This is a genomic window from Delftia sp. 60 (assembly GCF_002754395.1).
Taxonomy (GTDB): Bacteria; Pseudomonadota; Gammaproteobacteria; order Burkholderiales; family Burkholderiaceae_C; genus Comamonas; species Comamonas acidovorans.
Map to the genome: position 1 here is coordinate 5,666,567 of NZ_PEFD01000001.1, position 22,322 is coordinate 5,688,888.

18 protein-coding genes are annotated in these 22,322 nt (G+C 67.8%); 6 read left to right on the forward strand and 12 right to left on the reverse strand.

Annotation, left to right across the window (positions count from 1 at the left end):
* The first annotated feature begins 54 nt into the window (after positions 1–54).
* The gene (locus CLV01_RS25520; RefSeq protein WP_099732930.1) at positions 55–957 is read left to right on the forward strand and encodes a DMT family transporter; all 903 of its coding nucleotides are present in this window, start codon (positions 55–57) and stop codon (positions 955–957) included.
* Here CLV01_RS25520 and CLV01_RS25525 read toward each other — a convergent pair.
* The 9 genes from CLV01_RS25525 to CLV01_RS25565 all read right to left on the reverse strand — a co-directional run bounded on the left by CLV01_RS25525 (position 932) and on the right by CLV01_RS25565 (position 12,688).
* Positions 932–3,682, reverse strand: coding sequence for a bifunctional diguanylate cyclase/phosphodiesterase (locus tag CLV01_RS25525; protein WP_043825030.1), 2,751 nt, complete (start codon positions 3,680–3,682; stop codon positions 932–934). The two genes, CLV01_RS25520 and CLV01_RS25525, sit on opposite strands and share 26 nt — an antisense overlap.
* A gap of 186 nt (positions 3,683–3,868) precedes the next feature.
* A complete protein-coding gene (locus CLV01_RS25530; protein ID WP_013800893.1) occupies positions 3,869–4,666 on the reverse strand; it encodes an SDR family oxidoreductase in 798 nt (265 codons plus the stop codon).
* Between the two features lie 157 nt (positions 4,667–4,823).
* Positions 4,824–6,140 (reverse strand): DUF3422 family protein, encoded by a 1,317-nt coding sequence (locus tag CLV01_RS25535; protein WP_097201498.1) that lies wholly within the window; start codon positions 6,138–6,140, stop codon positions 4,824–4,826.
* Between the two features lie 152 nt (positions 6,141–6,292).
* Positions 6,293–7,804 carry a tripartite tricarboxylate transporter permease gene (locus CLV01_RS25540; RefSeq protein ID WP_012207191.1) on the reverse strand — a complete coding sequence of 504 codons (1,512 nt, stop codon included), beginning with the start codon at positions 7,802–7,804 and terminating at the stop codon, positions 6,293–6,295.
* 15 nt (positions 7,805–7,819) lie between these two features.
* Positions 7,820–8,308, reverse strand: a complete 489-nt coding sequence (locus tag CLV01_RS25545; RefSeq protein ID WP_013800891.1) for a tripartite tricarboxylate transporter TctB family protein — start codon at positions 8,306–8,308, stop codon at positions 7,820–7,822.
* Positions 8,309–8,515: 207 nt separating this feature from the next.
* On the reverse strand, positions 8,516–10,318 hold the full coding sequence (locus CLV01_RS25550) for a GspE/PulE family protein (RefSeq protein ID WP_063328194.1): 1,803 nt from the start codon (positions 10,316–10,318) through the stop codon (positions 8,516–8,518).
* A 98-nt stretch (positions 10,319–10,416) separates the two neighbouring features.
* Positions 10,417–11,226 carry a spermidine synthase gene (locus tag CLV01_RS25555; RefSeq protein WP_099732929.1) on the reverse strand — a complete coding sequence of 270 codons (810 nt, stop codon included), beginning with the start codon at positions 11,224–11,226 and terminating at the stop codon, positions 10,417–10,419.
* Positions 11,227–11,245: 19 nt separating this feature from the next.
* Positions 11,246–11,791, reverse strand: coding sequence for a DNA-deoxyinosine glycosylase (locus CLV01_RS25560; RefSeq protein ID WP_012207195.1), 546 nt, complete (start codon positions 11,789–11,791; stop codon positions 11,246–11,248).
* Between the two features lie 75 nt (positions 11,792–11,866).
* Positions 11,867–12,688 carry a TatD family hydrolase gene (locus CLV01_RS25565; RefSeq protein WP_013800887.1) on the reverse strand — a complete coding sequence of 274 codons (822 nt, stop codon included), beginning with the start codon at positions 12,686–12,688 and terminating at the stop codon, positions 11,867–11,869.
* 214 nt (positions 12,689–12,902) lie between these two features.
* Here CLV01_RS25565 and CLV01_RS25570 point away from each other — a divergent pair, with 214 nt between their 5' ends.
* A complete protein-coding gene (locus CLV01_RS25570) occupies positions 12,903–14,369 on the forward strand; it encodes a methyl-accepting chemotaxis protein (RefSeq protein WP_099732928.1) in 1,467 nt (488 codons plus the stop codon).
* 21 nt (positions 14,370–14,390) lie between these two features.
* On the opposite strand, the gene lolD is transcribed toward CLV01_RS25570, so the two are convergent.
* The 3 genes from lolD to CLV01_RS25585 all read right to left on the reverse strand — a co-directional run bounded on the left by lolD (position 14,391) and on the right by CLV01_RS25585 (position 16,885).
* The gene (gene lolD, locus CLV01_RS25575; protein WP_013800885.1) at positions 14,391–15,107 is read right to left on the reverse strand and encodes a lipoprotein-releasing ABC transporter ATP-binding protein LolD; all 717 of its coding nucleotides are present in this window, start codon (positions 15,105–15,107) and stop codon (positions 14,391–14,393) included.
* Entirely contained in the window at positions 15,100–16,353 is a 1,254-nt protein-coding gene (locus CLV01_RS25580; RefSeq protein WP_026062761.1) for a lipoprotein-releasing ABC transporter permease subunit, read from the reverse strand. The genes lolD and CLV01_RS25580 overlap by 8 nt, the downstream gene beginning before the upstream one ends.
* A 61-nt stretch (positions 16,354–16,414) precedes the next feature.
* Entirely contained in the window at positions 16,415–16,885 is a 471-nt protein-coding gene (locus tag CLV01_RS25585; RefSeq protein WP_034396824.1) for a MarR family winged helix-turn-helix transcriptional regulator, read from the reverse strand.
* A 179-nt stretch (positions 16,886–17,064) separates the two neighbouring features.
* Here CLV01_RS25585 and CLV01_RS25590 point away from each other — a divergent pair, with 179 nt between their 5' ends.
* The 4 genes from CLV01_RS25590 to recJ all read left to right on the forward strand — a co-directional run bounded on the left by CLV01_RS25590 (position 17,065) and on the right by recJ (position 22,251).
* On the forward strand, positions 17,065–18,087 hold the full coding sequence (locus tag CLV01_RS25590) for a tripartite tricarboxylate transporter substrate binding protein (protein ID WP_099732927.1): 1,023 nt from the start codon (positions 17,065–17,067) through the stop codon (positions 18,085–18,087).
* Positions 18,088–18,131: 44 nt separating this feature from the next.
* Positions 18,132–19,457, forward strand: coding sequence for a sulfatase family protein (locus CLV01_RS25595; protein WP_099735055.1), 1,326 nt, complete (start codon positions 18,132–18,134; stop codon positions 19,455–19,457).
* 66 nt (positions 19,458–19,523) lie between these two features.
* The gene (locus CLV01_RS25600; RefSeq protein ID WP_099732926.1) at positions 19,524–20,522 is read left to right on the forward strand and encodes a phosphoglycerate mutase; all 999 of its coding nucleotides are present in this window, start codon (positions 19,524–19,526) and stop codon (positions 20,520–20,522) included.
* 10 nt (positions 20,523–20,532) lie between these two features.
* Positions 20,533–22,251, forward strand: coding sequence for a single-stranded-DNA-specific exonuclease RecJ (recJ, locus tag CLV01_RS25605; RefSeq protein ID WP_097201493.1), 1,719 nt, complete (start codon positions 20,533–20,535; stop codon positions 22,249–22,251).
* Positions 22,252–22,322: the final 71 nt, after the last annotated feature.

Consider the following 22,322-nt stretch of genomic DNA (forward strand, 5'->3'; position numbering starts at 1 on the left):
GCGCAAAGAGCGCGCAACGCCTATAGTGGCGAGCCCGAAAGCCGGATGATCCCGATGAGCCAGCCGCTGAAGCCTTCCACCGCCGCCATCCTGACGCTGCCGCCGCTGCTGTGGGCCGGCAATGCCATCGTGGGCCGCATGGTCCATGACCTGATCTCGCCCTTCGCGCTGAATTTCCTGCGCTGGGCCATTGCCTTCATGCTGCTGCTGCCGCTGGCGGGATGGGTGCTGCGCCGGGACAGCGCCGTCTGGCCGCAGTGGCGCCAGTTCGCGCTGCTGGGATTGCTGGGCATCGGCTGCTACAACGCCCTGCTGTACCTGGCGCTGAAAACATCGACGCCGCTGAACGCCACCCTGGTCGGCTCCAGCATGCCGGTGTGGATGCTGGCCGTGGGCCGCATCTGCTGGGGCATTGCCGTGAGCCGCCGCCAGTTGCTGGGGGCCGCGCTGTCGGTGCTGGGCGTGGCCGTGGTGCTGTCACGCGGCGATCCGCAGGTGCTGCGCCAGCTGCAGCTGGTGCCGGGCGACCTGTTCATGGTGCTGGCCACGATCCTGTGGGCCTTCTATACGTGGCTGCTGTCCAGGACCAGCGTGTCAGGACAGCTGCGCGCGGACTGGTCGGGCTTTCTGCTGGCACAGATGGTCTTCGGCCTGATGTGGTCCGGCCTGTTCACGGGACTGGAGGCTGCATCGGGACGGTTTCACCTTCAGGCAGGGTGGCCGCTGCTGGGTGCTCTGCTGTTCATCGCCGTCGGGCCGGCCATCCTGGCCTATCGCTTCTGGGGCCTGGGCGTGCAGCGCAGCAGCCCTGCGGTGGCGGGCTTCTTCGGCAATCTGATGCCCCTGTTCACCGCCTTGCTGTCCATTCCGCTGCTGGGCCAGACGCCGCAGCTGTACCACGGGCTGGCCTTCGCGCTCATCGTGGGCGGCATCATGGTGTCTTCGCGCCGGGGATAGCCTTTGGCAGGCCATGCGCCACGGTGCGCACGGGCACCTTGGCCAGCAGCTGCTCGAACGCGCGTATGGGCACGGGCGGGCTGAACAGGTAGCCCTGGAAATACTCGCAGCCGTAGTGCGCGAGCAGGGCGCGCTGCTCCAGGGTCTCCACGCCTTCGGCGATCACATCCAGGTTCAGGTTGCGCGCCATGCCGATGATGGTCTGCACGATCACGTCATCGGTATGGCGCAAGCCCAGGTGGCGCACGAAGGACTGGTCGATCTTGAGCTGGTTCAGCGGCAGCTGGGTGAGATAGGTCAGCGAGGAGTGACCGGTGCCGAAGTCGTCCATGGAAAAGCACACGCCATGGCTGCGCAGCTGCTTCATCTTGTCGATGGACTCCTGCACGTTCTCGATCACCAGCGACTCGGTCAGCTCCAGCTTGAGCAGATGGGGCGCAATGCCGGCATTGCGCACCTGCTCGATGACCTGGGAGGCAAAGTCCTGGTGCCGGAACTGGCGGGCACTGACATTCACGGCCACCTGCAGATGGCGCAGCCGCGCATCCTTTTGCCAGATCGCCAGTTGCTCGCAGGCCGTGCGGATCACCCACATGCCCAGCGGCACGATGATCTCGCTTTCCTCGGCCACGGCAATGAACATGCCGGGCGGCACTAGGCCGCGTTCGGGGTGGCGCCAGCGCAGCAGGGCTTCGGCGCCTATGACCTCGCCGGCCAGCGTGAACTGGGGCTGGTAGTGCAGTTCGAACTGGGACTGCGCCAGGGCCTGGCGCAGGTCGCCTTCCATGCGCACGCGCTGGTGGATTTCCACCTGCATCTGCGGATCGAAGAAGCACAGGCCGCTGCCGTTGCGCGCCTTGATCTGGTACATGGCGATGTCGGCCTGCTTGAGCAGCTCGGCCGCCGATTGCGGCTGGCGGCCGAACAGCGTGGCGCCAATGCTGCAGGCGCTGCGGTGCAGGTGGGCGCCCAGCACATAGGACTGGTTGAGCCGCGCCAGGATCTTCTCGCCGATGCGCTGGGCCAGCGTGGCCGCCTCGGCAGGCTCGTGCGATAGCTCGCAGAGCATGACCACGAACTCATCCCCCCCAAGGCGCGCCACCGTGTCCGAAGATCGCACGGCGCTGCGCAGGCGGTGCGCCACCTGCTGCAGCAGCTGGTCGCCCACTTCGTGGCCCAGCGTGTCGTTGAGCATCTTGAACTGGTCCAGGTCCAGGAACAGCAGCGCCCCGGTCCAGCCTTCGCGTGCGGCCAGCACCGTGGCCTGGGCCAGGCGGTCCAGCAGCAGGCGGCGATTGGGCAGGCTGGTCAGTGGATCGTAGAAGGCCAGGCTCTCGATCTCGGCCGTGGCCAGCCGGATATCGGTGACATCGTTGTAGGTGATGACCACGCCGTCCTCGGCGGCCAGCCGTGCCGTCATCTGGACAAAGCGGCCGCTGGGCAGTTGCTGCTCAAAGGGCACGCCAGGCCGCAGCACCAGTTGGCGGTGCAGGTCCTTGGCCTCGTCGGCCTGCGCCGGCGCCGCCGCCAGACCCACGGCGCTGGGGCAGGAATCGAGCAGCGATTGCAGGGGCCGCCCAGGCTCCAGCTGGTCCGCGTGCCAGGGGAACATTTCCTCGTAGCAGCGGTTCCAGCGCAGCACGCGCTGCTGCGAATCCAGCAGCAGAAAGCCGCTGACCATGCTGTCCAGCGCCTGGTCCAGCCACTGCTCGGACCGCTGGGCCTGGCGCCGCGCGGCATGCAGGCGGTCCATGTAGCGGTGCACGGTCCAGCCCAGCACGGCCAGCAGCACGCCGAAGATCATCACGGCCAGCACCATCAGCCAGGCAGCCACGCGCCAGCCGGCCAGCACGGAGGACATGGGCAGGCTGGCCGTGACCCACAGATGTCCCTTGGGCAGTGGATGCGCAGCCACCAGGGCGGGCACGCGGCTCAGGCGTGCGGCCATGTGCATGACGCCGCTGGACGGCAGCTGCGACGTCGTCGGCAGCAGCCGCACAGCGGCGACATCGCCATACTGGGGCATGGACAGCAGCAGCTCGCCGCTGCCCTGCTCCAGCGTGACCTCCAGGCCGTCCAGCACGCCGCCCTGGGCCAGCACGGCGCCCAGCGCCGCAGCCGGCACCTGCATCAGCACATAGCCGCCCTGCTCCGCCCGGCTCAGGGGTCGCACAAGGTACAGCATGCGCTCGCCACCCGGCACCTGCGGCGCGACGGAGGGTGGACTTGCCAGCAATTCGGAGCGGCTTTGGCCCGCCAGGCGCTCCCAGGCCTGCGCAGGCAGGTCGATGACCGGGCCATCGCCCGAAGCGGCCAGTTCCCGGCCCTGGATATCGTGCACCGAGGCGCGCTGCGCCAGCGTGTTCTGCCGCACCATGGTGTGCAGCATTTCCTGCAGTTGCGGCTGCGATGCCGATGCGGGGTTGCGCGAACCCAGCAGTTCATCCACGCCCAGCGCCAGGGCATCCAGGGATTCCAGGCTGCGGCTGATGGCCGCCTCGGTGCCCAGCACAAAGCGCACCAGGCGCAGCGAAGCCTCCTCCTGCGCCGTGGTCCGCATGCCGCTGAGCAGCCAGACCATGGCGGCCGCCAGGGCCACCGTCAGCAGCACCAGCATCAGCGCCAGGGTATGGCGCATGCGCGCAGGGCTTGCGGCCGCTGCCGGGCCGGGCGCGCGGACGGGGTCGGCCGCCGCCCAGTCCGTCTGATGGGACTGGCCCGTCATCTCCGGGCTCCCTGCATGGCGTTTGGAATGGGCAGGCTGCGGCAAGGCCGCTGGCCACGATGCAGGAACGGGACTGTCAAGGCCGCCCCTGCCCATGGACCGCTCGGCACTGCGCAGCCATGCAAGGGACCATTTCCCGGGCCTTGCCGGCCCTGGACCCGTTCATGGAGGCAGTGCACCGGCGCATCAGAAGGTTCCTGCGTACAGGCCGCCGTCGGGCAGGATGTTCTGACCCGTCATGTAGCCTGCGTGCGCGCTGCACAGGAAGGCACAGATGGCGCCGAATTCATCGGGCGTGCCGAAGCGGCGGGCCGGCACCTGGGATTGCTGCACCAGGCGCACATCGTCCAGGCTCTTGCCGCTCTTGTTGGCGGCGGCCGTGAAGGTGGTGCGCAGGCGATCGGTGTCGAACTTGCCGGGCAGCAGGTTGTTGATGGTCACGCCCTTGGCCGCGATGCCGCTGCGCGCCAGGCCCGCCACAAAGCCCGTGAGGCCGCTGCGCGCGCCATTGGACAGGCCCAGGATGTCGATGGGCGCCTTCACGGCGCTGGAGGTGATGTTGACGATGCGGCCGAATCCGCGCGCCGCCATGCCGTCCACCGTGGCCTTGATCAGCTCGATGGGCGTGAGCATGTTGGCGTCCACGGCCTTGAGCCAGGCCGCGCGGTCCCAGTCGCGGAAATCACCGGGCGGCGGGCCGCCGGCATTGGTGACGACGATGTCGAAATCCACGCCCGGGCCGCCGGCTGCCGACAGCACGGCGGCGCGGCCTTCCTCGGTGGTGATGTCGGCCGCCACGGCCAGCACCTTCACCTGCGGCGCCAGGGCGGCGAGGCTGGCCGCAGCCTCCTGCAGGGCCTCGGGATTGCGCGCATTGATCACCAGGTTCACGCCCTCTTGCGCCAGCGCCTTGGCACAGCCAAAGCCCAGTCCCTTGCTGGCGCCACATACCAGGGCCCACTTGCCCGCGATTCCCAGATCCATGTCTCACTCCTGAACAAAAAAAGCCTTGCTCGATCCTTGCAGAACGGCAGCGCACATTGTGCGCGAGGCTTCGATGCTTTCACGCCAAACGTGTGAAAACGCGAAAACGCCGGTGCAGGGGAACACAGGCGCATGGACGGGGCTGCGGGAGCTCCCTTCAGTGCGTGCCGGACCCGTGCTGGCCACGGAACAATCTGTGGTGCAGCCTGCGCAGCGACCACCATACGCCCAGTGCCACCACGGGAATGGCGACGGCGGCCGTGCTCTCCGGCGACCAGGGCCAGCCCAGCGTCTTGGCGCCCTTGGCCAGGTAGCTGATCAGGCCCGTGAAGTAGTAGGTGATGGCGGCCACGGACAGGCCTTCCACCGTGGACTGCAACTTCAACTGCATGTCCTGGCGCTGGTTCATGGCGCCCAGCAACTGCTGGCTGCTTTGCTGCTGCTCGATCTCCACCCGCGTGCGCAGCAGGCTGCTGACGCGCGAGACGCGCTCGGACAGCGCGTTCTGCCGCCGCGCTGCCCATTCGCAGGTGCTGCGCGCCGGCGTCAGGCGCCGGTCCATGAACTCGCGGATGGTCTGTATGCCGTCGATGCGCGATTCCTGGATGTCCTGAATGCGCTTGTCCACCAGTTCGAAATAGGCCGCGCTGGCGGAAAAGCGCGAATGCGTGGTGGCGTATTCGCTCTCCACCTGCCCGGCCAGGCGTGTCAGCCGGTCCAGCAGTGCCGGCTCGGCATCGCGGTCGGCAAGACGGATGGAATGGGCCAGGGCCGCCAGATCCCGCTCGGCCGTGGCCAGTACGGCAGCGGCCTGGCGGGCTGCCGGCAGGCCCAGCAGGGCCGCCATGCGGTAGGTCTCGATCTCCAGCAGCCGCTGCACCAGCCGCCCCAGGCGGCGTGGCGACAATGACTCGCCGGCCAGCAGCAGCATGCGCGAGAAGCCATCGGCATGGATGGCGAAGTCGGTGTAGACCTTGCCCGCATCGCCGGCCACGCGCGCACCCACCAGCGTGTCTTCCTGCAGCAGGTGGCGCACCAGATGCGGCTCATTGATTGCCTGCTCCTGCAAGGCCCACAGGTGCAGGCCGCTCAGGCACTGGCCGGGCAAGGCAGCCAGCCAGTCGCGCGGCACGTAGTCGATGGCGGCCTCGGGCTCGCGCACATCGTCCATGCCGGCCTGCGACATGGGCTTGCTGAAGGTCCAGCAGACGAACTCCGTGTGCAGTTCCCAGCGCAGGTGAAAGGCGCCCAGGTCGATCAGCACATGGGTGGTCGCTGCATCGGGCGGCGGCAGGTGGTGGTTGCGCAGCAGGGTGGCCACATGGGCGCGGCTGGCCTCGCGCTGGGCCGCATCGGTGAGCATCACCACATGGGTGATGGCCAGCGGCGCCTGCATCTCCTCGGCGGGGCGGGCGTGGATCTCGTTGTGCAGCAGCACGCGCTGCGGGTGCTGGGATGACAGTAGTGGGGACATCGTGACCTCGAAAGACTGCGCGCTATTGTGCAGTCACGGGCGCGTCGGCTCCCAGGCATCCGGGATCAACAGCTTTCCACCGGGATCGCTTGTTGACCAAAAAAAACGGCCCCGAAGGGCCGTCAAGCAACATGGTTGCAACGCTGAGGCGATCAATCCTCTACGAATGCTTCTTCGCGCTTGTTCTTCACTGCAGGCATCAGCACCACCACCAGCAGCACCACAGCGGCGAGCAGCAGGCCGGCCGAGATCGGACGGGTCACGAACACGCTCCAGTCGCCACGCGACAGCAGCAGCGCCCGGCGCAGGTTCTCTTCCATCATCGGGCCCAGGATGAAGCCCAGCAGCAAGGGAGCAGGTTCGGTGCCCAGCTTGTGGAACACATAGCCCACGAAGCCGAAGATACCCACCATCCACACGTCCCAGGTGTTGTTGTTGGTACCGTACACGCCGATCGCGCAGAACAGCACGATGGACGGGAACAGCCAGCGGTAAGGCACGGTCAGCAGCTTGATCCAGATGCCGATCAGCGGCAGGTTCAGCACGATCAGCATCAGGTTGCCGATCCACATCGAGGCGATCAGGCCCCAGAACAGCTCGGGGTTGCTGGTCATCACCTGCGGGCCCGGCTGGATGTTGTGGATGGTCATCGCGCCCACCATCAGCGCCATCACGGCGTTGGGCGGAATGCCCAGCGTCAGCAGCGGGATGAAGGAGGTCTGCGAACCGGCGTTGTTGGCCGACTCGGGAGCGCACACGCCGCGGATGTTGCCTTGACCGAAGGGGACTTCGCCCGGCTTGAGCTTGGTCTTCTTCTCGATCGTGTAGGCAGCAAAGGCCGACAGCATGGCACCGCCACCGGGCAGGATACCCAGGGCAGAACCCAGGGCCGTGCCGCGCAGCATGGCCGGAATCATGTGCTTGAAGTCTTCCTTCGTGGGCATCAGGCCCGTCACCTTGGCGGCGAACACTTCGCGCTCGTCTTCAGGCTTGGACAGGTTGGCAATGATTTCGCCGTAGCCGAACACACCCATGGCGATCACGACGAAGTCGATACCGTCGGTCAGCTCGGGAATGTCGAAGCTGTAGCGGGCAACGCCGGAGTTCACGTCGGTGCCGACCATGCCCAGCAGCAGGCCCAGCACGATCATGGCAATGGCCTTGAGCAGCGAGCCCGAAGCCAGCACCACGGCGCCGATCAGGCCCAGGGTCATCAGGGAGAAGTACTCGGCAGGGCCGAACTTGAAGGCGACTTCCGTCAGCGGAGGCGCGAAGGCGGCCAGGATCACGGTGCCCACGCAACCTGCGAAGAACGAGCCTATGCCTGCGGCAGCGAGAGCGGGTCCCGCTCGCCCCTTTCTTGCCATCTGGTAGCCGTCGATCACGGTCACCACGGACGAGGATTCACCAGGCAGGTTCACCAAAATGGCGGTGGTCGAGCCACCGTACTGCGCACCGTAGTAAATACCGGCCAGCATGATCAGCGCCGCCACCGGAGGCAGGGCGTAGGTTGCTGGCAGCAGCATGGCGATCGTTGCCACGGGGCCGATGCCTGGAAGCACGCCGATGAGCGTACCGAGCAGACAGCCGACGAAGCAGTAGATCAGGTTCTGGAAAGTGAAGGCGACGCCGAAGCCGGTCGCCAGGTTCTGAAAAAGTTCCACGGACGATGCTCCTGCTTAACCGGTGATGAAGCTGGGCCAGACGGGGAACTGAAGATTCAGTGCCCACACGAAGGCCACATAGCTGCCCACAGCAAGGACGGTGGACAGAATGGCCACTTCCTTGAACTTGAAGCTATGACCGCCCAGGCTGGCGATGAACACCAGCGCGTAGATAGCGACGATCAGACCGAACTGGGGAATGCCCAGATTGGGAACGCCGACCAGCAGTACGCCGAACGCGAAGTTCGCAGCCAGGACGAAGAACACTTGCTTCCACGCCCACTTGCCGATCTTGTCACCGCCCGATGGACCCTTGGTCAGGCCGGTGAAGCAGATGGCCGTGCCCAGAATGGACATCAGCACACCCAGGATCAGCGGGAAGTAGCCCGGGCCCATGCGGGCACCGGTGCCGACGGTGTAGTTGGTAGCGCCGATCGCAAAAGCGAGGCCGATAACCAAAAACATCACGCCCGAAAAAAAGTCTTTCTGACTCTTGATTTTCACGAGAATGTCTCCTTACGGAATCACGACCCGGCGATTTTGCGTTCAGAAAAACTGTGTCTGGATGTGGATTCCACCTACAAAGGGCATACCCTCATGTCCTACCCGCATGAATGAAAAAAGGTGCCAGCAGAGGACACCCGATCCATCCATGTCAAAGGCCTGCGCCAGAGCAGGCACTCACGCTCCAACCCACCAATCGCCTGCCCATCATCCCAGCAAGGGCGTGCTGGCCATGACCTCGTCCAGCGTGGTCACGCCTTCGGCCACGCGCAGGGCACCTGCCAGGCGCAGCGGGCGCATGCCGTCCTGCACGGCCTGGCGGCGCAGCGCATCCATGGAAGGCGAGGTGTGGACCTGCTGCTTGAGCGCCTCGCTCACAGTCAGCAGCTCATACAGGCCCATGCGCCCGCGAAAGCCTGTCATGCGGCACTCCACGCAGCCCACGGGCTTGTAGGGCTGGTAGCTGCCTGACAGTTTCCAGGGCCGCACGGCCTCGGCCAGCGTGGCGGCCGAGGTCTCCTCGTCGCGCTGCTTGCACTGCGGGCACAGCGTGCGCACCAGGCGTTGGGCCAGCACACCGAGCAGCGTGGCATTGATCAGGTAGGGCGGCACGCCCAGCTCCATCAGCCGGCTCACGGCACTGGGCGCATCGTTGGTGTGCAGCGTGGAGAACACCAGGTGGCCGGTCAGCGCGGCCTGCACGGCCATTTCGGCAGTGGCCAGGTCGCGGATTTCGCCCACCATAATGATGTCCGGGTCCTGGCGCATCAGCGAGCGCAGTCCCTCGGTGAAGCCGAAGTCCAGCTGTGGCTGCACCTGGGTCTGGTTGAAGCTGGGCTCGATCATTTCGATCGGGTCTTCCACGGTGCTGACATTGACCGCCTCCGTGGCCACCCGCTTGAGCGTGGAGTACAGCGTGGTGGTCTTGCCCGAGCCCGTGGGCCCGGTCACGAGGATGATGCCGTGCGGGCGGCGCACCAGTTCGTTCCAGCGCTGGGCGTCATGGCTGGTGAAGCCCAGTGCATCCAGGTCCTTGACCGTGTTGTCGGGATCGAAGATCCGCATCACCAGCTTCTCGCCAAAGGCCGTGGGCAGCGTGGACAGGCGCATTTCCACCTCGTCACCGCGCGGGTTGCGGGTCTTGATGCGGCCATCCTGCGGGCGGCGCTTTTCCACCACGTCCATGCGCCCCAGCAGCTTCACGCGCGAGACCATGGCATTGAGCACGCCCATGGGCACCTGGTAGACCGGGTGGAGCACGCCGTCGATGCGAAAACGGATCACGCCCTGCTCGCGCCGGGGCTCCATGTGGATGTCGCTGGCGCGCTGGTCGAAGGCGTATTGCCACAGCCAGTCCACCACGCGCACCACGCCCTGGTCGTTGGCGTCGAGCTGCTTGCTGCTGTTGCCCAGCTCCACCAGCTGCTCGAAGCTGGCCGCGCTGGCGGCGCCGCCCGCCTTCTCGGCTGCGCGCACCGATTTGGCCAGCGCAAAGAATTCGCCCGTGTAGCGCTTGAGGTCCAGCGGACTGGCCAGCACGCGGCGCACCTTGCGGCGCGCCTGGCGCTCGACCTCGGCCACCCAGTCGTCGATGAAGGGCTCGGCCGTGGCCACCACCACTTCCTGCGGCGATACCTGCACGGGCAGCACCTTGTGGCGCTCGGCATAGCTGGCGCTCATGATTTCGCCGACGCGGCCCGCATCCACGCGCAGCGGATCAATGCGCAGGTAGGCCAGGCCGCTGCGGGTTGCCAGGTACTGGGTCAGCTCCTCGATGTCCAGCGCGCGCCCGTCGCCGGCGCGGGCCATGCCCACGTTGGCCAGCCGGACCAGCGGATGCTGGGTGCTCTCGGCCTGCGAGCAGCGCGCCACGGTGCGCTGGGCCTCTTCGGCCGTGATCACGCCATCGGCCAGCAGCCACTGCACCAGCCTGCGCCAGTCCAGGGGCCCCGAAGGATTGCTTGGAACAACGGCGGGTTTAGGCTGCGTGGTGGAGGTCGGATCGGACATGGCGTTGGGCCGGAAGCTGAACTGCGCCCTATGGTAAGCCTGCCGGCAGCCCTGCCCCGCCAGCCCCGCTCTACCAGGGCGGCTCTACCAGGGCCGTTCTACCAGGGCCGCACGAAGATCTTGGGCCAGCGCGTCGTAGGCAGGTCCCAGCGGGCCTGCACCTGGGCGCTGGCAGCCTGCAGCGCGGCGGGGTCGAGCGCGCGCGGCGTGCGCTGGGCCAGCACCACGGTGTTGCCCTCGCGCGTGGGGCGGAAGGCCCACATGGCCTCTTCGCCAAAGGCTTCGGCCATGCGCGCCAGGCTGCGCTCGTAGCTGGAGGTGCGGCCGAACAGGTTGACCGTCATGATGCCGTCGTCGGTCAGCAGATTGCGGCAGTCGGCATAGAACTCGGCGCTGTCCAGCACGGGCGCGGCCGCATCGTGGTCATAGAGATCAACGGCCAGCGCATCGACCGTGCCCAGCCACTGGCTCTTGCGGATTTCCTGGGCCGCATCGGCCAGCACCACGCGCAGCGTGTCGCTGTCGGGCGGCAGCTTGAACCAGCTGCGGCACACGGCCAGCACCTGCGGGTTCAGCTCGATGGCCGTGGTGCGCATGCGCAGCTTCTTGTGGCAGAACTTGGTGATGGCGGCCGCGCCCAGGCCCAGCTGCATGGCATGGCGGCCGGCCACGCTGGCGGGCTCCATGAACAGCAGCCAGCCCATCATGCGCTGCACGTATTCGAGCTCGATCTCGAACGGCTCGCGTATGCGCATGGAGCCCTGGATCCAGGGCGTGCCCAGGTGCAGGTGGCGCACATCGCCATCGTCGGAGACGCTGACTTCGGGCAGCTCGGCGTCTGCGGCGGTGGTGGCGCTGGAGGAAGAGGATGGGGCTGCCTTGGTGGCGCCGCGGGTCTTGCGTATCACGTCGGGAACAGTCAAAAAATCAGAGCAATTGATGGGCAGCCAGCGCCTCGCGCCAGGCCTGGACCTTGCGCGCGAAACTCCAGCTCGCGTTGGCCGGGCTGGTCGATGGCAGCTTCACGGCGGCCAGGCCCAGGGCCTGCGTGCGGCCGGCATGCTTGTAGCTCTCGCCACCGTTGTGCAGGGCCAGCGCCAGCTGCGGGCAATGCGTGCGCAGCGCCACGAAATCATTCACCTCGGCCGCGCGGATGGCGCTGTCCAGGCTGCCTTCGCGCTCGCAGCTGGCATACACGTCCCACAGGCCCAGGCCGCGGGCCAGCAGCCATTCGCAGCGGCCCGCATAGTCGTCGCGGCCGGGCTGCGGATGCCCGGGCCACAGGGCCTGGAGCAAGGGCCAGAACTGGTTTTGCGGATGGGCATAGTACTGCTGCAATTGCAGCGATCGCAGGCCCGGAAAGCTGCCCAGCACCAGGGCCCGGGTCCGCGCATCGGCCACCGGCGCCAGGCCCTGCCAGCGCGGGGCGCCGGGGGGCGGCAGGTCGGGAACGGTCAAGGACATGGCCGGCATTGTCGCCCAGCGGTCGCCGGGCTGCTGGCAGCGGGCGGCAAGACCGCTCAGGTTCAGGTTCCGCTCCAGCCTGGTTCAGGCCATGGCGGGCAGGCCTCGCAGCGCGGCACGCGCGTTGCGGCCCGTGGCCTCGGCCAGGGCCTGGGGCGTGATGCCGCGCAACTGCGCAATCACGTCCGCAATGCGTGCCAGCTCGGCCGGCGTGTTGCGGCCCTGGGCCTGGCCCTGGGCACGCTGCCCGGCCGTGGTGTAGAGCCAGTGCGGCGGAATGTCGGGGGCATCGGTTTCCAGCACCAGCGCATCCAGCGGCAGGGCGGCTGCCAGCTCGCGCAGCTTGAGCGCCCGGTCATAGGTCACGGCCCCGCCAAAGCCCAGCTTGAAGCCCAGGTCGATGAAGGCCTGGGCCTGCTGCACGCTGCCGTTGAAGGCATGGGCAATGCCGCCCGCCACAGGCCGCGCGCGCAGGGTCTTGAGCAGCCGGTCGCTGGATTTGCGCACATGCAGGATGACGGGCAGGTCGAACTCGCGCGCCAGCGCGATCTGCTGCTCGTAGAACCAGATCTGCCGGTCTGCATCCAGCCCGGGCACGAAGAAGTCCAGGCCGATCTCGCCCACGGCCACCAGTTGCGCATCGCCGCGCAACCGCGCCAGCGTCTCGCGCAATGCGGCAATGTCCTGCTCGCGGGCATTGGGCGTGTACAGCGGATGGATGCCCAGCGCATAGCTGTCGCCATGGCGCCGCGCCAGCGCCACCACCGTGTCCCAGTGCTCGCGCGCCACGGCCGGAATCACCAGATGCGCAACGCCTGTCTCGGCCGCCTGCGCGCGCACGGCGTCGCGGTCGGCGTCGAATTCGGGAGCATCGAGGTGGCAGTGGGTGTCTATCCAGGCGGGCATGGCCGCATCATGCCACCGGCCCGGGCGGCGCCCGTCCAAGGGGCAGACGAGGCCCGGAGCAAGGGCAAACCCTTGGCTTATTGCGAGTCGGCTCCGTTTGACAAAATCAATACACGAATGGCTTGCGCCTCCATAAAAATACATAAAGTAACACTTACACCCCGCATCGGGCTCCCGCATCACCGGCCGGCATGCTTTGGAGAGAGGAATTCCCATGAAGCGCTCAGCATGGAGTCGAATCCTGGACCTCGGTGGCGCACGCCGCAAGGCGGAGCTTGACGGGCAATTGGCCGCCATACACAAGTCCCAGGCGGTGATCGAGTTCGACCTGCAAGGCCATGTGCTGGCCGCCAACCAGAACTTCCTGGACACCATGGGCTATGAGGAGGACGAGGTCATCGGCCAGCACCACCGCATGTTCGTGGACCACCAGATGAGCGAGTCGCCCGAGTACGCCGCGTTCTGGCAGCGCCTGGGCAATGGCATCCACGACGCGGGACGCTACCGCCGCATTGCCAAGTACGGGCGCGATGTCTGGCTGCAGGCCAGCTACAACCCCATCTTCGATCGCCATGGCAGGCCCTTCAAGGTGGTGAAGTACGCCACCGACATCACCGAGCAGCAGCGCCGCAACGCCGACGCCGAAGGCCAGCTGGCCGCCATCTCCAAGGTGCAGGCCATCATCGAGTTCGACCTGCAGGGCAACATCCTGCATGCCAACCGCCTGTTCCTGCAGGCCATGGGCTACACGCTGGACGAGGTCGTCGGACGGCACCACAGCATGTTCGTCCAGCCCCATGAACGCCACAGCCCCGAATATGCGCAGTTCTGGCGCAAGCTGGCCAGCGGCCAGCACGATGCGGGCCAGTACCTGCGCATCGGCAAGCACGGCCGCCAGGTCTGGATCGAGGCCAGCTACAACCCCATCCTCGACGCCGATGGCCGGCCGTTCAAGGTGGTCAAGTACGCCCGCGATATCACGCGCCGCTTCACGGCCGCACAGACCCTGGGCGAGGCCATGCAGGGCCTGAGCGAAAGCGCCGAGCACGCAGGCCAGGCCAACGAACTGGCCCGCCAGGCCTGCCTGGTGGCCGAGCAGGGCGGACGCACGGTGCACGAGGTTATGGGCACCATGGAGTCCATCAGCGCCAGCTCGCGCAAGATCAGCGACATCATCGGCGTGATGGACGGCATCGCCTTCCAGACCAATATCCTCGCGCTCAACGCTGCCGTGGAGGCGGCCCGCGCAGGCGAGCAGGGCCGGGGCTTTGCCGTGGTGGCGGGCGAGGTACGGGCACTGGCACAGAACAGCGCCGCCGCCGCCAAGGAAATCAAGCAGCTCATCCACACCTCGGTGGAGCAGGTGGCACTGGGCGCCAATCAGGTGCGCCAGGCCGGCGGCACCATGCAGGAGATCGTGGACTCCTCCCACCAGGTCACGGCCATCATGGGCGATGTGGTGCAGGCGTCCATGGCCCAGTCGGCACGCCTGCGCGAGGTGACGGCCGACCTGACGGCGCAGAGCGCGGCCGTCGCGGATGCATCCAGGGAACAGGTGCAGCGCAAGCCGCTGCCGGCATCCATCGTTCCCGCTGCGCCGCAGATCAAGTCGGCCCCGGCTGCGGCCGTGCTTCCCGCAGGCGCCCAGCGCCTGCCGGGCACCTTGCTGCGCATGGCCTGAGTCCAGACTCAGGCCTGCCGGTCAGGCCAGTTGGCCTTGCACCAGGCGCACCATGCGGTCGCAGCGCGCCGCCAGCTGCTCATCGTGGGTGACCATGACGAAGGCCGTGCCATGGCTGCGCGCCAGCTCCAGCATCAGGCGGAACACGGTGTCGGCCGTGCTGCGGTCCAGGTTGCCGGTGGGCTCGTCGGCCAGCACGCAGGCCGGCTGGGTGACCAGGGCACGGGCAATGGCCACGCGCTGGCGCTCGCCGCCCGACAGTTCGGCCGGACGGTGCAGCATGCGTTCGCCCAGGCCCACGGCCGCCAGCATGCGCGCGGCGCGCTCCATGCACTCGGCCCTGTCGTCGCGGCGTATGCGCAGCGGCATGGCCACGTTGTCCTGGGCGCTGAATTCGGGCAGCAGATGGTGGAACTGGTAGATGAAGCCCAGGTGCCGGTTGCGCAGCGCGCCCTGCTTCTGGGCGCTGAGTTCATGCAGGGGCTCGCCCTTGAGGGTGACGCTGCCGCTGGTGGGGGCGTCCAGCCCGCCCAGCAGGTGCAGCAGCGTGCTCTTGCCCGAACCCGAGGCGCCGACAATGGCCAGCGTCTCGCCCGCGCGCACCTGCAGATCGACACCTGCCAGCACCTGCACGTTGAGCCGTCCTTCGGCAAAGCGCTTGGTCAGGCCGCGCGCATCCAGGACCACGGCGCCCTGCTGGGACACTTCGAAACCGGGCATCACATTCACTTCATTCATAGCGCAGCGCCTCGGCGGGGTTCACGCGGCTGGCGCGCCAGCTGGGATAGATGGTGGCAACAAAGGCCAGGACCAGGGAGATCACGGCGATGGGCATGATGTCGCTGTACTGCGGATCGCTGGGCATCTTGCTGATCAGGTAGATGTCCTTGGGCAGGAAGTTGGCGTGCAGCAGGCGCTCGATGGCCGGCACGATGACATCGATGTTGAAGGCGATGCCCAGGCCCAGCAGCAGGCCTGCGAAGGTGCCGATGACGCCCACCATGGCGCCCTGCACCATGAAGATGCCCATGATGCTGGACGGCGAGGCGCCCAGCGTGCGCAGGATGGCGATGTCGGCGCGCTTGTCGGTCACCGTCATCACCAGCGTGGACACCAGGTTGAACGCGGCCACGGCGACGATGAGCGTGAGGATGATGAACATCATGCGTTTTTCCAGCTGCACGGCCGCGAACCAGGTGCGGTTCTGCTGGGTCCAGTCGCGGATCAGCAGGCGGTCGGTGATGGTGTGGGCCAGCTCCATGGCCACGCGCGGCGCCTCGTGCAGGTCCTTGAGCTTCAGGCGGATGCCAGTCGGCCCTTCCAGGCGGAACAGGCGCTGCGCGTCCTCGTAATGCATCATCACCAGGGCCGAGTCGTATTCGTAGTGGCCGGAGTCGAAGGTGCCGGCCACATGCATCTGCTTGAGGCGCGGCACCACGCCGGCCGGCGTGACCTGGCCGCCCGGGGCGATCAGCGTGACCATGTCGCCCTGGCGCACGCCCAGCGAGCGCGCCAGCTCCACGCCCAGCACCACGTTGAACTCGCCAGGCACCAGGCGCTTGAGCACCTCGGCATTGGTGGCGGCCACATCGGTGACCTCGCCCTCGCGCGCCGGATCGATGCCGCGCACCAGGGTGCCCTTCATGTCCTCGCCACGCGCCAGCAGCGCCTGGGCCGCGACGAACGGGGCGGCGCCCAGCACGTCGGGGTTGGCGCGCGCCTCGCGCATGGTGCGCTCCAGATCGGGCAGCGCCGCGCCCTGGGGCGCGAAGATCTCGATGTGCGAGACCACGCTGAGCATGCGGTCGCGCACTTCCTTCTGGAAGCCGTTCATCACGCTGAGCACGATGATCAGCGCCGCCACACCGAGGGCGATGCCCAGCATGGAGACGCCGGAGATGAACGAGATGAAGCCGTTGCGGCGCGTGGCACGCCCCGCCCGGGTGTAGCGCCAGCCGACGGCCAGTTCGTAGGGAAATTGCATGGGCATGCATTGTGTCATCGCCCACAGGCCCTGCATGGCGGCAGGCTTTGCCGTCGGCGTGTCAGCGCCGGTGCCGTCCGCGGTCCACACGCGGCAGGGCGTCGTAGCGGCCCTCCGCTTCCAGCGTCAGCGCATGGCGCTGCAGCCTGGCCAGCAAGGTATCGAATTGTGCGAGTTCCTCGTCGCTGAGCACGGACACCAGGTCCAGGTGGATCTGGGCCATGCGCGGCAGGATCAGGCCGTACATGCGCCGCCCCTCGGCGGTCAGCGACACGGCCACGCGGCGGCGGTCGCCGGGCATGGGGCTGCGCTGCACCCAGCCCTTTTCCTCCAGCCCGCTGAGGGCGCGCGAGGTGCGTGCGCGGTCCAGCTGCGCGCGTTCGGCCAGCTCCGACGACAGCAGGCCCTCGTTGGCAGCCACCGTGGCCATCACGCCCCACTCGCGGCGCGTGATGCCGAAATGCGCCTCGCACATGCGCATGGCCACGCCGCCCGCTGCACCGAAGTAGCGGTTGATGCGAAACAGCAGCATCTGCTGGATGGAGGTGGGAGCGGGACGGGTATTCACGGGGAACAGTTGATTAGATCAATTGCTGCGGGGACTTCTACAGTGGCCCCGTCCGGAAAGGAGACAACGGGAGCCACCGTCCGGAGCCGGCCTGGGGATTCTCGCAAAGCCCGGCGCCCCCGCAGCGCAGAAAGTTCGCCACCATGTTTTCCCTGTTCCAAGCCACCCATGCCACCCATGCCTTGCGCAGCCCGCTGCTGCGGGCCGGCCTGGCCCTTCTGCTGGGCCTGGGCTCCGGCGCTGGCGCCCGGGCCGATGCGGCCGCCGATGCCTCGGCCTGGCCCGCCAAACCCGTGCGCATCGTCGTCGCCTTCGCGCCCGCCGGCGCCGCCGACATCCTGGCGCGCAGCCTGGGCGAGGTACTGCAGCGTGAACTCAAACAGCCCTTCGTCGTGGACAACCGGCCCGGCGCGGGCGGCAACATCGGCACCGACAACGCGGCCAAGGCGCCCGGCGACGGCTATACGCTGCTGGTCGGCATAGACACGACCTTCACCGTCAATCCCTTCATCTACAAGAGCATGCCGTTCAAGGGCACGGACCTGCGTCCCGTGATGATGATTGCCTCGCAGGGAATGATGGTGGCCGTGAATCCCCGCACCGGCCTCAGGACCCTGGACCAGTTCATCGCCCAGGGCAAGAGAAGCGGCCTGACGCTGGGCTCGGCCGGCTACGGCACGCCGGGCCATCTGGCCTCGGCCATCCTCACCCATGCCACGGGCGCCAAGGTCAGTCACGTGCCCTACAAGGGCAACGCCCCGGCCAGCACGGCCGTGCTGGCGGGCGAGGTGGACGGCGGCATCATCAGCTCCTCGGCCATGCTGGGCCAGGTGGCGGCCGGCAAGGTCGTGCCGCTGGCCGTGACCATGCGCCAGCGCAACCCGCTGGTGCCCGGCGTGCCCACCGTGGGCGAGCTGGGCCACAAGGACCTGGAGCAGGAAGTGCTGTTCGCCCTGTGGGTGCCTGCCGCCACGCCCGAGCCCCTGGTCGCAAGAATCCAGTCCGCGCTGGAAAAGGCCATGAAGGATCCGGCCCTGCGCGAGCGCATGCGCGCCAACGACCTGTTCTACGAAGGCCTGACCGGCCCGGCCGCCGCCGAACGCATACAGGCGCTGGCCGACCGCTACCGGACCGTGATCCAGTCCACCGGAATGAAGATGGAATGAGCGCCGCCGCTTCCCGCCCACAACCCTGCACAGAGCGCATGTCCATGTCCCGTCCCAATATCCTCTTCATCGTGGCCGACGACCTCGGCTATGCCGACCTCGGCTGCTACGGCGGCCGCGCGGCCGACTTCGGCCCGGTGTCTCCCGTGCTCGACCGCCTGGCCGCCAGCGGCCTCAGGCTCACCCAGGGCTATGCCAACTCGCCCGTGTGCTCTCCCACGCGCTTTGCCCTGGCCACGGCGCGCTACCAGTACCGCCTGCGCGGTGCGGCCGAGGAGCCCATCAACAGCAAGACACGCGGCACGCCGCTGGGCGAGAAGCTGGGCCTGCCGCCGGACATGCCCACCGTCGCCTCCATGCTCAGGGATGCGGGCTACCGCACGGCGCTGATCGGCAAATGGCACCTGGGCTACCCGCCGCACTTCGGCCCGCTGCGCTCGGGCTACGAGGAATACTTCGGCCCCATGTCGGGCGGCGTGGACTACTTCACCCACCTGAGCAGCTCGGGCCAGCACGACCTGTGGGTGGGCGAGGAGGAGCACCATGACGAGGGCTACCTGACCGACCTGCTGTCGCAGCGCAGCGTGGACTTCGTCCACCGCATGGCCCAAGGCGATGCGCCCTTCTTCCTGAGCCTGCACTACACGGCGCCACACTGGCCCTGGGAAACGCGCGATGACCGCAGCACGGCCGAGGCGCTGGGCGCAGGCATTGCCCACCTGGACGGCGGCAACATCCACCAGTACCGCCGCATGATCCACCACATGGACGAAGGCATAGGCTGGATCGTCGAGGCGTTGCGCGCCAACGGGCAGCTGGACAACACCCTCATCGTCTTCACCAGCGACAACGGCGGCGAACGCTTCTCCGACAACTGGCCCCTGGTCGGCGGCAAGATGGACCTGACCGAGGGCGGCATACGCGTGCCCTGGATCGCGCACTGGCCAGCCGTGATCGCACCGGGCCGCAGCAGCCCCCAGCACTGCATGAGCATGGACTGGTCGGCCACGGTGCTGGATGCCGCCGGCGTGCAGGCGCCAGAGGGCCATGCGCTGGACGGCATCTCGCTGCTGCCCGTGCTGCGCGCGGAAGATGCCGAATTCCCGCGCACCCTGCACTGGCGCATGAAGCACCGCGGCCAACGTGCCCTGCGCGATGGCGACTGGAAGTACCTGCGCGTGGACGGCATCGACTACCTGTTCGACCTTGCCGCCGACGAGCGCGAGCGCGCCAACCAGGCAGCGCGCGCGCCCGAGCGTCTGGCCGCCATGCGCAGCGCCTGGGAAGACTGGAACCAGGGCATGCCGCCCATCCCTGAGGACGCCACGGTCAGCCTGGTCTCTTCGGCCCGGGACATGCCCCAGCGCTGAACCGCGCTCCAAGGGGAAAAACGAAGGCGCCGGCACTGCGGCACCCCATGCCCGACAATAGCGGCCATGCTTTTGACCGCGCCCCTGGTGTCCTCCACCCAAGCCCCGCTGGAGGAAACGACCGAATGGATCATTCCCTATGCCGGCGGTCCGTCCTCGGATGCAGCGGATGACGCTGCCGTCGCGGCCGTCTGGGGCGGACTGGAGCTGCCCCATCTCCAATCCCTGCTGGCGTTGATGCAGCCCGCTCCCGCACAGACCGGCACGGAGATGGATTTTTCTCCCCCCCACGAACGCGCCCTGGCGCGCTCGCTGGGCCTGCCCGATGCGCCGGGCCTGATTGCCTGGGCCGCCTGGCAGGCCGGTGAGACGGCGCAGGCCTGCGCCTATGTCACGCCCTGCCACTGGCACATAGGCGCAGACCAGGTCCACCAGAGCGATCCCGCCACCACACCCCTCAGCGATGAGGAATCCCGCCAGCTGCTGGCCCTGCTGGCGCCCTGGTTCGCTGACGACGGCATCGTGCTGGAGTACCAGCAGCCGCAGCGCTGGCTGGCGCGCGGTGCGCTGTTCGATGACTTGGCCACGGCCTCCATGGACCGCGTCATCGGCCGCGACGTGCGGCCCTGGCTGCCCGATGCGCAGCAGGCGCGCGCCCTGCACCGCCTGCAAAGCGAGGTGCAGATGCTGCTCTACACCCATGTCTTCAACGATGCCCGCGCCGCCCGCGGACAGGTACCCATCAACGCTTTCTGGGTCCACGGCGCCGGGCGCCTGCAGCCCGGCACAGCCACCGGCACCAAGGCCGCCGTGCAATGCCTGGACGACCTTCACTCCGCAGCCCTGCAGGGCAACCCCGCTGCGTGGCGCGAGGCCTGGAAGGCGCTGGACGCCGGGCTCATCGCCCGCCTGCTGGAGCGCGTGCGCGCAGGCCACCCGCTCACGCTGACGCTGTGCGGCGAACGCCATGCCATCGCATGGAGCAGCCGCCCGCCGCGCTGGCTGGACAGGCTGACGGGCCTTTTCGGCCCCCGCGCCCTGCCCGACCTGGGCCGCATGCTCTGACACATTGCCCATGAAAATCATCCCCCGCGAGATCCCTGCCCAGCAGGCCTCGGCACTGCGCCAGGCCGGCGTTCACCCGCTGCTGGCCCAGCTCTACGCCGCACGCGGCGTGTGTTCCGCCGACGAACTGGACGACACGCCTGCACGCCTGCTGGCCCCCTCCGGCCTGCTGGGCATGGAGGCCGCCGTGCAGCTGCTGGCCGATGCCATAGAGCGCGGCCTGCGCCTGTGCATCGTGGCCGACTACGACTGCGACGGCGCCACCGCCTGCGCCGTGGGCTGGCGCGGCCTGCGCATGCTGGGCGCGACCGAGGTCAGCTACCTGGTGCCCGACCGCGTGGTGGACGGCTACGGCCTGACGCCGCCCATCGCACGCCGCGTCAAGGAAACCGGCGCCGAGGTGATGGTCACCGTGGACAACGGCATTGCCAGCGTCGAAGGCGTGGCCGAGGCCAAGGCCCTGGGCCTGCAGGTGGTCGTCACCGACCACCACCTGCCTGGCAACCACCTGCCGCTGGCCGATGCCATCGTCAACCCCAACCAGCCCGGCTGCAGCTTCGAGAGCAAGTCCATGGCCGGCGTCGGCGTGATGTTCTACGTGCTGCTGGCCCTGCGTGCCGAGCTGCGCGCGCGCGGCCGCTTCGACAAGGCCAGCCAGCCCCGGCTGGAGGCCCTGCTGCCCCTGGTCGCCCTGGGCACGGTGGCCGACGTGGTGCGGCTGGACGCCAACAACCGCCGCCTGGTCGCCCTGGGCCTGAAGCAGATTCGCCGTGGCCAGATGCAGCCGGGCCTGCTGGCCCTGTTCGAAGCCGCTGGCCGCAAGGCCTTTGCGGCCACCACGTTCGACTTCGGCTTTGCCCTGGGTCCGCGCATCAATGCCGCAGGCCGACTGTCCGACATGACCATCGGCATCGAGTGCCTGACCACGGACGATGCGGGCCGCGCCGCCAACCTGGCGCAGATGCTGGACGCCATCAACCGCGAACGCCGCGAACTGGAAGGCGGCATGCGCGAGCAGGCCCTGCTCATGGCCGAAGGCCTGTGCGAGGACGGCATGACGCCGCCGGCCGCCATCAGCGTGTTCGACCCCGACTTCCACGAGGGCGTGGTCGGCATCGTGGCCTCGCGCATCAAGGACCGCATGCACCGGCCCAGCTTCGTCTTCGCCGCCAGCGGCGCGCCGGGGCACGAGCATGAACTCAAGGGCTCGGGCCGCTCCATTCCCGGCTTTCACCTGCGCGACGCGCTGGACCTCGTATCCAAGCGCCACCCCGGCCTGCTGCTGCGCTTTGGCGGCCACGCCATGGCGGCCGGCTGCACCATTGCCGAGGCCGGTTTCGCGGTGTTCGAGAAGGCCCTGGCCCAGGTGGCACAGGAATGGCTGGACGCAGCCACGCTGACGCGCCGCATAGAGACCGACGGACCACTAGACCCAGATTTCCGCAAGCCCGAAATGGTCGAGCAGCTCAATCTCGCGGTCTGGGGCCAGGGCTTTGCCCCGCCCACCTTCAGCGAGCAACTGGAAGTGCTGTCACAGCGCCTGGTCGGTGAAAAGCACCTGAAACTGCAATTGCGCCATCAGGGCGAAACCGTGGACGGCATCTGGTTCGGCCATACCGACCCGCTGCCGCCATCGGCCTGCATTGCCTTTCGCATGGACATCAATGAATGGCGCGGAGAGCGCAAGGTGCAATTCCTGATCGAGGGAGTGCATTCGGACGCGTCCTAGAGACCCGGGGCGCCATTCACGGTGCCCCTCGGTTAATATCCCCGGTTTTTGCAACAAATTATTGCAAATTC

What these genes read in the sequence shown, in the direction of transcription:
- CLV01_RS25595 (WP_099735055.1), top strand. Translation starts at nt 18,132, where the DNA reads ATGTCCCGTCCCAATATCCTCTTCATCGTGGCCGACGACCTCGGCTAT.
- recJ (WP_097201493.1), top strand. Translation starts at nt 20,533, where the DNA reads ATGAAAATCATCCCCCGCGAGATCCCTGCCCAGCAGGCCTCGGCACTG.
- CLV01_RS25570 (WP_099732928.1), top strand. Translation starts at nt 12,903, where the DNA reads ATGAAGCGCTCAGCATGGAGTCGAATCCTGGACCTCGGTGGCGCACGC.
- CLV01_RS25520 (WP_099732930.1), top strand. Translation starts at nt 55, where the DNA reads ATGAGCCAGCCGCTGAAGCCTTCCACCGCCGCCATCCTGACGCTGCCG.
- CLV01_RS25580 (WP_026062761.1), bottom strand. Translation starts at nt 16,353, where the DNA reads ATGCAATTTCCCTACGAACTGGCCGTCGGCTGGCGCTACACCCGGGCG.
- CLV01_RS25565 (WP_013800887.1), bottom strand. Translation starts at nt 12,688, where the DNA reads ATGCCCGCCTGGATAGACACCCACTGCCACCTCGATGCTCCCGAATTC.
- lolD (WP_013800885.1), bottom strand. Translation starts at nt 15,107, where the DNA reads ATGAATGAAGTGAATGTGATGCCCGGTTTCGAAGTGTCCCAGCAGGGC.
- CLV01_RS25585 (WP_034396824.1), bottom strand. Translation starts at nt 16,885, where the DNA reads ATGCTGCTGTTTCGCATCAACCGCTACTTCGGTGCAGCGGGCGGCGTG.
- CLV01_RS25590 (WP_099732927.1), top strand. Translation starts at nt 17,065, where the DNA reads ATGTTTTCCCTGTTCCAAGCCACCCATGCCACCCATGCCTTGCGCAGC.
- CLV01_RS25550 (WP_063328194.1), bottom strand. Translation starts at nt 10,318, where the DNA reads ATGTCCGATCCGACCTCCACCACGCAGCCTAAACCCGCCGTTGTTCCA.
- CLV01_RS25530 (WP_013800893.1), bottom strand. Translation starts at nt 4,666, where the DNA reads ATGGATCTGGGAATCGCGGGCAAGTGGGCCCTGGTATGTGGCGCCAGC.
- CLV01_RS25535 (WP_097201498.1), bottom strand. Translation starts at nt 6,140, where the DNA reads ATGTCCCCACTACTGTCATCCCAGCACCCGCAGCGCGTGCTGCTGCAC.
- CLV01_RS25560 (WP_012207195.1), bottom strand. Translation starts at nt 11,791, where the DNA reads ATGCCGGCCATGTCCTTGACCGTTCCCGACCTGCCGCCCCCCGGCGCC.
- CLV01_RS25600 (WP_099732926.1), top strand. Translation starts at nt 19,524, where the DNA reads ATGCTTTTGACCGCGCCCCTGGTGTCCTCCACCCAAGCCCCGCTGGAG.
- CLV01_RS25525 (WP_043825030.1), bottom strand. Translation starts at nt 3,682, where the DNA reads ATGACGGGCCAGTCCCATCAGACGGACTGGGCGGCGGCCGACCCCGTC.